Annotated in this window: 13 protein-coding genes and 1 pseudogene; 5 read left to right on the forward strand and 9 right to left on the reverse strand. The window is 71.9% G+C overall.

From position 1 onward, the window contains the following. Nucleotides 1-481 precede the first annotated feature (481 nt). Nucleotides 482-1,201, forward strand: a complete 720-nt coding sequence (locus tag ASG32_RS26495; protein ID WP_056532237.1) for a hypothetical protein — start codon at nt 482-484, stop codon at nt 1,199-1,201. Here the strand turns inward: ASG32_RS26495 and ASG32_RS32960 are convergent. The 6 genes from ASG32_RS32960 to ASG32_RS26520 all read right to left on the reverse strand — a co-directional run bounded on the left by ASG32_RS32960 (nt 1,157) and on the right by ASG32_RS26520 (nt 6,060). Continuing rightward, nucleotides 1,157-1,369, reverse strand: a complete 213-nt coding sequence (locus tag ASG32_RS32960) for a hypothetical protein (RefSeq protein WP_082558066.1) — start codon at nt 1,367-1,369, stop codon at nt 1,157-1,159. The two genes, ASG32_RS26495 and ASG32_RS32960, sit on opposite strands and share 45 nt — an antisense overlap. Then, entirely contained in the window at nt 1,366-1,725 is a 360-nt protein-coding gene (locus tag ASG32_RS26500) for a hypothetical protein (RefSeq protein ID WP_056532239.1), read from the reverse strand. The genes ASG32_RS32960 and ASG32_RS26500 overlap by 4 nt, the downstream gene beginning before the upstream one ends. Continuing rightward, the gene (locus ASG32_RS26505; RefSeq protein WP_056532241.1) at nt 1,722-2,003 is read right to left on the reverse strand and encodes a hypothetical protein; all 282 of its coding nucleotides are present in this window, start codon (nt 2,001-2,003) and stop codon (nt 1,722-1,724) included. The genes ASG32_RS26500 and ASG32_RS26505 overlap by 4 nt, the downstream gene beginning before the upstream one ends. Then, a complete protein-coding gene (locus tag ASG32_RS26510) occupies nt 2,003-2,299 on the reverse strand; it encodes a hypothetical protein (protein WP_056532243.1) in 297 nt (98 codons plus the stop codon). The genes ASG32_RS26505 and ASG32_RS26510 overlap by 1 nt, the downstream gene beginning before the upstream one ends. Nucleotides 2,300-2,310: 11 nt before the next feature. Further along, on the reverse strand, nt 2,311-2,574 hold the full coding sequence (locus ASG32_RS26515) for a hypothetical protein (RefSeq protein ID WP_157862078.1): 264 nt from the start codon (nt 2,572-2,574) through the stop codon (nt 2,311-2,313). A 267-nt stretch (nt 2,575-2,841) separates the two neighbouring features. After that, on the reverse strand, nt 2,842-6,060 hold the full coding sequence (locus ASG32_RS26520; RefSeq protein ID WP_056532247.1) for a bifunctional DNA primase/polymerase: 3,219 nt from the start codon (nt 6,058-6,060) through the stop codon (nt 2,842-2,844). A gap of 343 nt (nt 6,061-6,403) precedes the next feature. Here ASG32_RS26520 and ASG32_RS35705 point away from each other — a divergent pair. Beyond that, nucleotides 6,404-6,529: pseudogene (locus tag ASG32_RS35705) on the forward strand (hypothetical protein); the annotation flags it as partial. Nucleotides 6,530-6,890: 361 nt separating this feature from the next. Here the strand turns inward: ASG32_RS35705 and ASG32_RS26530 are convergent. After that, entirely contained in the window at nt 6,891-7,136 is a 246-nt protein-coding gene (locus tag ASG32_RS26530; RefSeq protein WP_244492226.1) for a hypothetical protein, read from the reverse strand. Nucleotides 7,137-7,194: 58 nt separating this feature from the next. Next, the gene (locus ASG32_RS26535) at nt 7,195-8,253 is read right to left on the reverse strand and encodes a hypothetical protein (protein ID WP_056532253.1); all 1,059 of its coding nucleotides are present in this window, start codon (nt 8,251-8,253) and stop codon (nt 7,195-7,197) included. Between the two features lie 30 nt (nt 8,254-8,283). Here ASG32_RS26535 and ASG32_RS26540 point away from each other — a divergent pair, with 30 nt between their 5' ends. From ASG32_RS26540 to ASG32_RS26550, 3 genes are read left to right on the forward strand one after another with little or no spacing between them, the layout of a single operon-like run. Next, nucleotides 8,284-9,477, forward strand: a complete 1,194-nt coding sequence (locus ASG32_RS26540; protein ID WP_056532255.1) for a phage portal protein — start codon at nt 8,284-8,286, stop codon at nt 9,475-9,477. Nucleotides 9,478-9,518: 41 nt separating this feature from the next. Next, nucleotides 9,519-10,061 (forward strand): HK97 family phage prohead protease, encoded by a 543-nt coding sequence (locus ASG32_RS26545; RefSeq protein WP_056532257.1) that lies wholly within the window; start codon nt 9,519-9,521, stop codon nt 10,059-10,061. A 24-nt stretch (nt 10,062-10,085) separates the two neighbouring features. Continuing rightward, complete coding sequence (locus ASG32_RS26550; protein WP_056532259.1) at nt 10,086-11,378, forward strand: phage major capsid protein; 1,293 nt, start codon at nt 10,086-10,088, stop codon at nt 11,376-11,378. Between the two features lie 15 nt (nt 11,379-11,393). Here the strand turns inward: ASG32_RS26550 and ASG32_RS26555 are convergent, their stop codons facing one another. Next, complete coding sequence (locus tag ASG32_RS26555) at nt 11,394-11,966, reverse strand: hypothetical protein (protein ID WP_056532261.1); 573 nt, start codon at nt 11,964-11,966, stop codon at nt 11,394-11,396. Nucleotides 11,967-12,203 lie beyond the last annotated feature (237 nt).

Consider the following 12,203-nt stretch of genomic DNA (forward strand, 5'->3'; position numbering starts at 1 on the left):
CGACGACATCCTCCGGCTTGTGCCGCTTCGTTCCCATCTGTCCGTCCTCGTCCTGGCCCGAAAGCCATACCTCAGGGCGGACCACTTCACTGGGGGCGGATCAATGCGCCCGACTGGCGGAACGCTCTGATCAAGGCTCGCGAGGCGGCACGGTGTGGGGCCAAGACACGGTCGGGCTGCCCGTGCCAGGGTCCGGCCATGCCAAACGGTCGTTGCCGGATGCATGGCGGCGGCAGCCGAGGACCGACGACGGCGGAAGGGCTTGCCCGGTCCAAGAACTCGACCCGGACGCACGGGCGGCGATCGGCTGAGAGCATTGCTCTGCGCCGCCAGATCCGAGCGGCCTTCGTCCAGTTGCGCGACATGGTGAGGGCCACGAACGCGGAGTTGCGGGAGACGGAGGCCCTGCACCGGGCGATGCTGCGACGGCTCGGGCGGTAGTTTCGGCACCAGTACGCGCACGCGCGCGAGGGCGAGCATCATGACGGACAAAGCGCCGAAGAAGGTCGACCCCGCCTACCCGTCGGGCGGTGGTGCCCTTGGGGTTGGTCATGACGCGGCGATCGGCACGCTCGGCGCGGCGGCGAGCTTCGTGATGCCGCTCACCGGCCCAGTCGTCCAGGCGCTTCTCAAGAAATGCGTTCAGGCCCCTCTGGAGGTGCGTCGGGCAGCCTGGTTCAACATGGTCGGCGAGGGGCTGCGGGAACTGCAGGATCGCTTCGAAGGCTTCGATCCGGACCGCCTCGCCGAGAACGAGGAGTTTGTGAGCGTGGTCGCTGCGATGACGCGGATCGCGATGGCGACGCACCGGGCCGAGAAGCTGGAGGCGCTGCGGAACATCGTGCTCAACGCTGCCATCGGCCTGACGGTGGACGATGTCTCACAAGGTACGTTCATAGCGCTCGTCGATCGGTTCTCCGTGCTGCACCTACGGGTAATGCAGGTGCTTGACGATCCCTCGGCGGCACCAGAATTCAAAGCGATCGGAGGCGCGACAATGCCGGTGGTCGAGGCATTGGTCAGATCCTTCGAGGACAAAGCAGATCGTGGCGTCATCGGCACAGTGATGAACGATCTGAACGCTGCCCTGCTTCTGCAAAACATAGAGTCCTCTGCGCTCAGCCCGGATCCGATGACAGCGCGGTGTCTGACGCCTTTAGGAAACCGCTTCGTCCGGTTCATCTCCTCGCCGATCCAGTAGCGCCAGCGCTCGCAGCCCATCGGCCAAACCCTGCAGCGCAGCGGCTGCGGCCTGCTGGCGGACAGCCCTGGCATCCTCCCGAACCTCGATGGTCACGGCCGCGGTGAGCGCCATCTGGCGGGCCGTCTCGATGCCGGCGGCGAAAGCGGCTTGCTCGCGCGGGGTCATGCTGCGTCTCTCCCAATCCCGCGCCACGCCGTCTCAAGGGCGCGCGCCCGCCAGTTCGTGTGCGTCGGGTCCATCTCGGCGACCTCGACGGAGAGCGCGACGAAATCCTCGTCAGGGTTGGCCGCGTGAAGCGCATGGCCGAGACGGCGCAGCGTGGCCCGGCAGGCGGTTCCGACCGGATCTGCTGCGGTGGCCGCTAGGTCGAGTTCGTCAGTGACGGTCGGCTGATCTGCGCTCTTGAGCGGGCGGTCACGGAACGCAGCGAGCTTGAGAGCGAAGCGCTGGCGATCGGCCTTCACGATGACGCGCAGCAAGGCATCGGCGGCCGCCAGGATAGGTGCGGAAGGTGGGTTCATGACAACCCCTCCATGGCGGCCATCTCCTCGTCGGTCGCGGCGACGGCCGAGCACCAGGCCATGTGAACCGGGATCGGCATGGCGTAGGCGGGGATCCGATACTTCCCAAGAGCATCACGCTGGGTCTCGCTGCCGATGTCCACGATCAGCCCGGCCTCGAGCAGATTGCGCAGCGTCTTCTGTGCGCAGGCCGGGTGCTCGCCGCAGCCGATGCGGTCGAGGGCACGGTGCTCGGCCGACGTGCGGCCCGGATGGGGAGGGCGAGTAGCAGCGGACATCAACAGGCCTCCGGCTGGGCGGCAATCTCGGTCTCGGTCAGCTCCGCGGTGCGCAGCACGGCCGGCCCCACGAAGTCGGCGACAGCGCGGCCCTTCTCGTCGTCCGGCAGGGTGGCGACAATCTCCAGGCCGACGGCGGACCCGAGCAGCAGGACATGCAGCCAGCCGACGGCATCCTCACGGCGAGCCAGGGTGACAGTCAGCGAGCCGGTGCGCCCGTACACGGCGACCTCCAGATAATGCGCCGTCGAGGCTTCGGCCTTCGCACGGCTCGGCAGGGTGATGACGTTCGACATGGTGGCTCCTCTCAAGCTGCGTAGTCAGGGGTGGAGCAGGCGCCCGCGCAGCGGGCCGGCCGGGGCAGGCACGTCGCCAGCAACGGCACCTTGTCCCGGCGGCTGATGCGCGTGGCGATGCGCTGGGCGTCGGCCCGCGACGGCATGCGGCTCCGGCTGATGATGTCGCCGGCCTCTAGCCGCTCGACGCACCAGCCGTCGGCCACGGAGGCGGCACGGACACCGGAGGAGCCTTGTCGGGCGCGTTGTTGGGGGAATGGCAGGACGGTTCCCATGAGTCGGCTCTCAGGCGGCGGAACGGGACAGGCTGGCGTAGCTCGCCAACACATGCCGGCGATCGTTCGAGGGCAGGCGGTCGAGCGCTGCTAGGGCGGGCTCAAGGGCGGCCGGGTCCCTCTCGGCTTCGGTAAGCCAGTGACAAAACTCAGCGCCGCGCGGCCCGCAATGCACGCGAGCCAGCGCCCGCATGGCGCGGAGCCGGGCTCGCTGCTCGGCCGCGTCGAGGCCATTGGTCCATGGCCCGAACTGATCGCAGGGGCGGATCACTCGGCGGCCTCCAGGGCAACCACGCGCAGATGGGGGCGGCGACGCAGGGGCGGCGGCGGGATCCAGCGCACGATCTCAGGAATGACGGGGACATGCGGCTTGGGCGAAGGCGCAGGCTCGTCGACCACGAGGCGGTAGGCGGCGGCCAGATCGGGGGCGAGGTCCGCGCAGCGCGGCCAGCGGGGCGCGGCAGCAGTCGCAGGCTGCGGGGCGGCTTCCTTGGCGGGCGCGGGATCCTCGATCTTGACCCACTCGATCGCGCCGAGGCGGTCAGACAGCCAGGATTTCAGGTCTGCGGGGGCGTTCGGCAGCAGGACGGCGGACGCCTGGGGGAACCGCCCAAGGCGCTTGTAGGTGGCGCGTCTGACGCTGGGGGTAACGTCTATAGATATATCCCTTATAGATGTTACCCCCAACGTCGGAAGGGACATCTCGCGCGCCCGGTCCCGCGTCGGCGCGGCTTCGGGGAAACAGGCCATGATGTCGGCCGCGCTCTCCAACAGGACACCTTCGACCGCCATCTCGGCCCACGCCCCCGGCTTAGCGTCGTCCCATGCCGGCGTCGCATCCACGCTGATGGGCATCGGCACGTCATTGATGATGTCGAGGAAGGCCGGCGCGTCGGGGCCGCGGCGCAGGGCGCGCAGGCGACCGATGGCCTGGATCAGTCCGGCTTCGGTGATCTGCCAGCGCAGGGCTTCGACCATGCTGTCGGGGTGCTCGCCCCGCTCGACGCGCACGCCCTGACCGGAGGCAAGGCGCACGGCACCCGCAACCCGCGGATACCAGCGACCGCCGCCCTTAGGGTTCGGCGGGATCTCGTGCGGCACAGTGCCGGTGATGATGCCGGCCAACGGCTCGGTGATGCCGGGGCCTGGCTGCAGGCGGCCGACACAGATCAGGCCGGCGGCTGTCGACCAACGGTCGATCCCGGCGACGGCGCCGAAGTGCGCGGTCTCGACGTTCTCGGGCAAGCCCGCATCGGTCAGTACCTCTACCAGCCGCATGGGGCCGATGACGACGACGACGCGTGGCCACACCAGCGCGGCACGCAGGCGGATGAGGCGCAAGAGGTCGGTGATGACCCGCTTCGGCGAGGCCGCGGCCTCCGGGTCCGCCTCCTCGTCCGACCCGATGATGCCGAGCTTGCGCGCTGTGACCGGCGCCGCGAGGATCTGACGGACCTTCACGTGGGGGCTCCATCGGGCGGTGATGTCGGCTTTCACCTCGACACGGTGCCCGACCACGGGCTCGAGCAGCGAGGCATCGGGAAGGGTGGCGTCGAGGAGCAGGGCAGGGGCAGCCCAACTGGCTCGCACCGTGTCGAGCGACCGGCGCTCAACCACGCGGCTTTCGGCGTCCTCGTCGTACCGGATGGATAGGCGGCCGGACTCCTCGGCGTGGCCGGCGAGGAAGGCGCGCAGCTCGCTCCAGATGCCGGCGAGGCCCTTGGCGTCCTGGTTGTGCTGGCCTACGGCGCCGGCGCACGCCTTGCGGGCCTTGGCGTCCATGCCGGGGTTGATGCCCGGATCCCGCAGGCGGCCCCATTCCATCTTGTAGGCTTCGGCCGCCGCAGTGGCGGTGAGGCCATGCCGGATCAGGATTTCACGCTGCAACGGGCCGTCGTCTTGATGGTCACGCAGCGCGCGCAGCAGGTTCGCCCGGGCAAATTCCAGATCGTTGGCGGCGTTGGTGAACAGCGGTGCCTTCTCGTTCGGCTCGACAGGCGCGCGCTCGATCGCGTCGAGGGACATGCGAGCCGGCTTGTCGGGGAGGGCGCCCATGGTCACGCCTTCGTCGATCACCAGCGCGTCCGGAGCCGGGATTGCGCCGGGACGACCCTGGAACAGCAGGGCATGCGGCACGAGCCAGACCGCCGCCTTGGCCTGGCGCTGGCGCTCCATCCCGCAGCGGTGGTGGAACTGGCAGTAGAGTTTCTGCCCGTCCGCCTTGCGCTCGCACACCGTCGAGGGGATCGGCCGCACCGCATCGCGCGCGTCCTGCATCGCCGGGATGTCGAGGCACATCATCACGTCCGGCGCGTCCGGATCCGGGGACGTGTATCCGCGATAGACGCGGGCCTCGACGCCTTCGGCAGCGAACCGCTCGGCCAGCTCGGCGAGCAGGCTATGCATGGGGGCGGCGTAGACGATGCTGGCGCCGTCCTTGGCGGCTTGGGCAGCGCCCTCGATGGCGAGTGCGGTTTTGCCGACCGCGGTTTCGACGCGGGCGGCCCACGATGTCGGAGCGGGTTTGCCCGGCTCATCCTGGCCGCGCTCTTTCGCTTCCTCGGCCTCAACCTTCCACTGCGCCATCTCGGCTTTCCAGGCCGGCACGTGCTCGCCGAAGAACCCGGTCACAACGGCAGCGGTCGCGGTCTCGGCCTCGGCGACGGAGACGCGGGTGTCGGGGTAGGTCGGGGCGATGGTCTCGCCGCTGTCCTGCGGCACCGGGTCGAGGCTGACGAAGCCCCGGCGCACGCGGTCTAGAAGCGCGGCGGCTTTGACCCGCGCCATCTCCGGCGACCAGCGGCCATCGTCCAGCACGGTCGAGGCGACGAAGGCAGCCCATGCGCGTGCCGCGAGCGAAGCGGTGGTGATCTCCTCGCCGTCGCCCTTCATGTCGAGCGCCGTCGAGTAGACCGTGCGCGTCAGGTGGTACTCACGGCCATCGGTCACTCGGCCATCGGCGCCGCGGATGATCTGATGCCCGCCCCCGCCACCGCGACCCTTTCGGCCTCCGGTGCCATTGAGCTCAACCACGCGGCGCACGCGCGCCACGAACTCGTCAATCTGGGCCTGCGTGACTTCGGGCGCTTCGTCCGGTCCGGCCGTGAGGGGGCTTTCCGCTCCGATCCAGGCGTAGGGTTTGAGGGTCTTGTGATGCGTGCCGTAGGCGACGAATTGCGTTCCCTGGCACAGCACGTCGAGGCCATCGTTGGAGCCGTCGGCGGCTTTCAGGTGGACGCTCGGCATCGCCTCGGCGGCCCGGTAGATCAGCGCGACCTTCGGGGCCTGCCCCTGGCGGATGAACGGCGTTTCGCCGAGCACATCGAGGGCAATCGCGGTCACGGTCTCGGCCAAGGCGGCATCGGTCGCGAAATCCGCGTCGATGGCGACGACGTTCCCGCAGGCAATGCCGGTCCCCGGCCATTTGCGCTCGTTCCGCTCCCAGGCTTTCAGATCCTCGGCGGTGGTCTCGGGGCCTTCGTACATGGCCCGCCGCTGCCATCCCGTGATGCCCGGGGCCTTGCCGCGAGAGGAGTGGCCGCCGTCGTGCGAGTGGATCGGAAGCGCACCCGTCCACCCCATCCGCGCGAGCTGCGCGCGGACTTGCGTCGGGGTCAGTCCAGCAACGCCGGAAGTTGGAGGAGGGGAGACCACGAGGGCCGGCCAGTAGCCAGTAGCCTCGCTCTAAGCCCTTATTTCGGCAGCCTTCTTCGAAGCCACCAGCGCTTTACAAAGCCGCAATCCGTTCTGGTTCCATTCACGGAAATTCGGCAGGGCGCTGAAAATCGCAAGTCCCTGATTGCGCAGGAAGAATTCGATTTCGGCTGCAATGTGCGATTTCGGCCCGGACGGCCTGTCCGGCGGGACCTCGCCCGACCGTCTCGATGCCCTGGTCTGGGCGCTCACGCACCTGATGCTGGAGCCCCGGGCCGAGCCCCGGATCCGGCGGTTGTGACAGCGGTCGCCGGAAACAATTCGGCGCGCTTCGGGTGAAGCGCGCCGGAGTCGGTTCGTGGTCTCTGGAACGAACTGCATGCTGTATACACAATGTCGTGCGCCAAATCTGTAGCGATCAGGCCACGGCACGCGGTCCTGAGCTGGGAATCCCCACCGTAATTCTCCGTATTGCGCGGCGACGGCGGGCGGATTGAGCGGCGCATCTGTCGGGTTGATCCCCGCCGTCCTTCCCGGGCGCCGCGGCCCGGCTCCGATTCCCGAACCGTCGTCACTGCCCGACCCCGGCACATCGGCATGCCGGGTTCTTGGGCGTGCCGGGTTCCTGGGCGTGCCGGGCTCCTGGACGCCCGAGCGGTCGCTCAATCGCCGCCGCCACCGCCATCACCGCCGCCGCCGCCGCCGTCGCCGCAGCTGCCGCCGTCGCTGCCGTGGCAGCCGCCATCGCCGAAGATCGCGCCGCCGTCGCCGCCGGAGCCCGAATCGTAGCTGAGGGAGCCGGAGCGGCGGGGCCCCCGGGAGCGCGTCGCGGAGGGCATGAGGCAGCGGAGGAAGGGGACGAGCGCGATGACGAAGATCGCGAGTTCGAGGGCCTGCTTCCTGTCCATCGGAACCTCCATCGGTTCGTCGGTCCGGACAGTCTAGCACAGGTCGGCGCCGGGCCGGTCACGGCGGCGTGGTCAGGCTCCGAAGGGCGGCCCGGACGTCGGCGAGGGTGCCGACCAGGGCGTAGCAGGCGAAATCGTGCGCGCCGGCGGCGGCGTTCGCCAGCCGGAAGCGGCAGCTCAGGCGGTTCGCCCCGGCCTCGGGCGCGACCGCGAAGCCGGGCCGCGGCGCGTCGGGCTCCTGCTCCGGCGGACCCGGGGCCCAGACCGCGAGGGCGTGCGAGCCCTCCGGCGTCGCCAGGATCACCGGGTCCGGCCGCTCCCCCGCTCCGGGGCCGAGGGGCGCGACCCCGCCGGTCGACGGGTCGAAGCGCCAGGCCGCGGAGAACTCCGCCGGCACCGCGGCGGCGAGGGGTTCGAGACGTAGCGCCGCCGCGGGCTCGGTCAGGACGAAGCTCGCCTGCACCTCCACGGCGTTGCCGAGGCCCGGCAGGCCGAGGGCGACCCGCTTGCGCAGGAGCGGGGCCGGGGCCGGGATCGCGGGGCTCGCGGAGGCGGTCGGGCAGTCCGCGGGCGGCTCGTCGGCCGGGTCAACGGGGCCGTCCCAGGCCATGCGGGTCTCGGTCTCGGCCCAGCTCCGGCCGGCGCGCAGGGCGCGGAGCCGGCGGGCCGCGGGCGCGCCGGACCCGTCCTGCGGGGTGCCGGCCTCGCTCGCCCGGCGGCAGGCGGCGCCGGAGCCGATCTCCGCCCGCGCCTGCAGGGCGTCGCCGGGCTCGGTGTCGGCGAGGAAGGTGACGCCGTCCCAGGTCAGCGTGTCCACCGCCCCGGCGACCCGCCGGGACAGGCGCAGGCTGATCTCGGACCGGCCGAAGGGGCGCGCCAGGATCAGGGTCCCGTCGGGCTCCGGCCACAGGGGCGCGGGTGCGGGCGCATCCGCGGCCCGGGCCGGCGCGGCCGGGGGCGCGGCCAGGGGCCCGGCCAGAGGCCCGACGACGAGCGCTGGGACCAGAGCCGCGACCCGCGCCGCGACGCGGGTCCCCGCCCGGACCCGTCCCCGGACCCGTCCCCGGAATCGCGCCTGGGGCCGCGCCTGGGGCCGTGTGGGGATCCGGGGCTGCATCGCGTGACCATAGCTCAGGAACGGACCGGCATGTCGACCCTCCTCGAACGCCTGGCGCGGGTCGCGCGCCGCGCCGCCGGCGGCCCGGCCCTCGCCACCAAGGCCGCCGCGGCCCCGGCCTTCGCCCTCTACGCCGAGGGACGGGCCAGCTGGACGCCCCGCGATCCGGCGGCGCTCGCCCGGGCCGGCTACCAGGCCAACCCGGTCGTCCACCGGGCGGTGCGGCTCGTCGCCGAGAGCGCCGCCGGCCTGCCGCTGATCGCCACCGGCCCCGGCGCCGAGCGCGCGGGCGACCTGCTCGCCCTGCTGGCGCGGCCGAACCCCCGGGAGAGCGGGCCGCACCTCCTGGAGACGCTCTACGCCGACCTCCTCCTCACCGGCACGGCCTACCTGGAGGCGGTGAGCCTCGACGGGCGGGTCGCCGCGCTCCAGGTCCTGCGTCCCGGACGGATGCGGGTGCTGCCGGGCCCGGACGGCTGGCCGGCGGCCTATCTCTACACGGCGGGCGGGCGCAGCCGCCGGTTCGACCTGCCCGAGCCGGGGATCGCCGTGGCGCCGATCCTGGCGCTGACGCTGTTCCACCCGGAGGACGAGACCGGCGGGCTCGCCCCGATCGCGGCCGCCGCCGCCGCCCTCGACATCCACAACGCCGCGAGCGCCTGGAACAAGGCGCTGCTCGATAACGCCGCCCGGCCGTCCGGCGCCCTGGTCTTCGCCGGGGCGACGCTGTCCGAGCCGCAATTCGACCGGCTGAAGGCGGAGCTGGAGGCGAACTACCAGGGCGCCGCCAATGCCGGCCGGCCGCTGCTGCTGGAGGGCGGCCTCGACTGGAAGCCGCTCGCGCTCTCGCCGCGCGACATGGATTTCGTGGCGGCCAAGGACGCGGCCGCCCGGGAGATCGCCCTGGCCTTCGGCGTGCCGCCGCTGCTGCTCGGCCTCCCCGGCGACAACACCCACGCCAACTACGCCGAGGCCAACCGCGCCCTCTACCGCCAGACCCTGATCCCCCTCGCGGCCCGCACCGCCCGGGCGCTGGCCGGCTGGCTGGAACCCGCCTTCGGGGCGATCGACCTGGAGCCCGACCTCGACCGGATCGAGGCGCTGGCCGGCGAGCGGGAATCCCTGTGGCGCCGGGTCCAGGCCGCGGACTTCCTGTCGGTGGCGGAGAAGCGGGAGGCCGTGGGCTACCCGCCCGCGATGCCGGGGGCGCCGGGCACACCCTGAGGCGCGGGGCGCGCCCTCACTGTCCCATCCGAGGATCCTCCATGGACGGCCACTTCTCCGGCTATGCCAGCCTGTTCGGCGTGCCCGATCTCGGCCGCGACGTGGTGGTGCCGGGCGCCTTCGCGGCGAGCCTCGCCCGCCGCGGGGCCGCGGGCGTGCGGCTCCTGTTCCAGCACGATCCGGCCGAGCCGATCGGCCGCTGGCTCGCCCTGCGCGAGGATGGCCGCGGCCTGTTCGCGGAGGGCGCGCTCAACCTCGCAGTGCAGCGCGCCCGCGAGGTCGACGCCCTGATGCGCGGCGGCGGCCTCGACGGGCTCTCGATCGGCTTCCGCACGCTGCGCGCCCGGAAGGGCACCGGCGGCGAGCGCCGGCTCCAGCAGGTCGACCTCTGGGAGATCTCGCTCGTGACCTTCCCGCTGCAGCCGGGGGCCAGGGCGAGGCCCGCGTCGATCCCGGCTCCGGACCCGGAGGCCGACGCGATCCGCGGCCTCGCCGGCCTGATCGCGCCGCCGGGCGCCCTCGGACCCGCCGCGAGACCCGCCGCGAGACCCGCCGCTTGGCCGCTGCCGGCCGCGCGGTCCTGACTTCCACCCCCGACGAGGCCCATCATGGACGCCCAGACCCCGATCGCCGATCCCGCCCTCGCGCCGCCGCGCGGCCTGCCGCCGCTCGAGAACAAGGCCGCCCATTCCGACGGCGGCCCGGTCCGCTCCGCCCTGGACGAGCTCGCCGCCGCCTTCGCGGCCTTCAAGGAGACGAACGACGCGCGGATCGACCGGATCGAGGGCCGCCTCGGCGTCGACGTGCTCACCGAGGAAAAGCTCGCCCGGATCGACGCGGCCCTCGACGCCGCCCGCACCCGGCTCGACCGCATCGCCCTGGAGCGGGCCCGGCCGCCCCTCGGGCAGCCGGACGTCCGGGAGACGGGGGCCGCGCACGAGCACAAGGCCGCCTTCGACCTCTACGTCCGGGCGGGCGAGAGCGCCGGGCTCAAGCGCCTGGAGGCCAAGGCGCTCTCGGCCGGCTCCGGGCCGGACGGCGGCTACCTCGTCCCCGACACGATCGAGCGGACCGTGCTCGCGCGCCTCGGCCAGGTCTCGCCGATCCGGTCGATCGCCAGCGTGCAGCCGATCTCGGGCGCCCAGTACAAGCGCGCCGTCTCGGTGGGCGCGCCGGTCACCGGCTGGGCCGCCGAGACCGCGCCGCGCCCCGAGACCGCCGCGCCGGCCCTGTCGGAGATCGCGTTCCCCGCGATGGAGCTCTACGCGATGCCGGCCGCCACCCAGACGCTCCTCGACGATTCCGTGGTCGATCTCGACGCGTGGCTCTCGGCCGAGGTGGAGACGGCCTTCGCCGAGCAGGAGGGCGTCGCCTTCGTGTCCGGCAACGGCGCGAGCCGCCCGCGGGGCTTCCTGAGCTACGACACGGTCGCCAACGCCACCTGGGTGCCGGGCAAGATCGGCACGGTCGCCACCGGGGCGGCCGGGGCCTTCCCGTCGGCGAGCCCGGGGGACGCGCTGTTCGACCTGATCTACGGGCTGCGGGCGGCCTACCGGCAGAATGCCGGCTTCGTCATGAACCGGCGCACCCAGAGCGCGATCCGCAAGTTCAAGGATTCGGAGGGCAACTATCTCTGGCAGCCGCCCCTCGCCGCCGGCCGGTCCGCGACGCTGGTCGGCTTCCCGGTCACCGAGGCCGAGGCGATGCCGGACCTCGCCAAGGACAGCCTGTCGGTGGCCTTCGGCGACTTCCGCCGGGGCTACCTCGTGGTCGACCGGACGGGGATGCGGGTGCTGCGCGACCCGTACTCGGCCAAGCCCTACGTGCTGTTCTACACCACCAAGCGCGTCGGCGGCGGGGTGCAGGATTTCGACGCGCTCAAGCTCCTGAAGTTCTCCTGACGCGCGGCGGCGACCCTAGCCGGGGCAGCCCGCGCGGTCGCCGCAGCTCGCGAGCCGCCCGGCCTGCTGCTTGGCCCGCTCGAGATTGGTGCGGGCGGTGACCAGCCGCTCGCTGGCTTCCCGGCGGATCCGCACCGAGGTGCCGGGCTTCGCCTCGCGGACGTCCACGGCCTCCCAGTAGGCCATCGCGGCCTGCAGCTCGGCCTGCGCCTCCTTGAGGGTCGGAACCGGCGGCTGCGGCATCTCGGGCATCTCGGTGAGGCGGCCCTCCAGCACGGCCCGCGCCACGGCAATCTCGAACCGCCGGTCGACGCCGAACTGCGCCATCCGCTCCAGATTCGGCTCGATCATCTCGAGGAGCGCCAGGGTCGGGACGACCAGCGCGTGCGCGTCCCCGCCCCAGCCCGGATCGCATTTCTCGCCGTTGACCGCCCAGAAGATCCCGCGCGCGGTGGCGATGCGGCCGTTCCGCACCTCGCGGACGCGCAGGAAGAAGAAGCGCTCGCCGTAGATCGGGTCGAGCGAGCGAATACAGGCCAGACTGCCGGTTCTGGCCGCCTGATAATATGTCTCAAGATCGATTTCCACTGACGTCTCACAATTTCAAGGGCTGCATGACGCGGATCCGCTCGGGCGGACGCGCGGAAATCATGGAAACGCTGAAACGGTACGCGGACGACTCGGGCGTGGGACGGGATGAAACGAAGCGCTGCGCATGGGCGGCTCGCCTAGTGCAGTGACGCGGACGGAGGATTCACGCGGGCGGTGAGGCGTGCGAGGCTGGGCGATGGCTCAGACGGTATGCGTACTCCTCGATGCGACCGA

Origin of the sequence: Methylobacterium sp. Leaf361 (assembly GCF_001424445.1) — a bacterium.
Classification (GTDB): domain Bacteria; phylum Pseudomonadota; class Alphaproteobacteria; order Rhizobiales; family Beijerinckiaceae; genus Methylobacterium.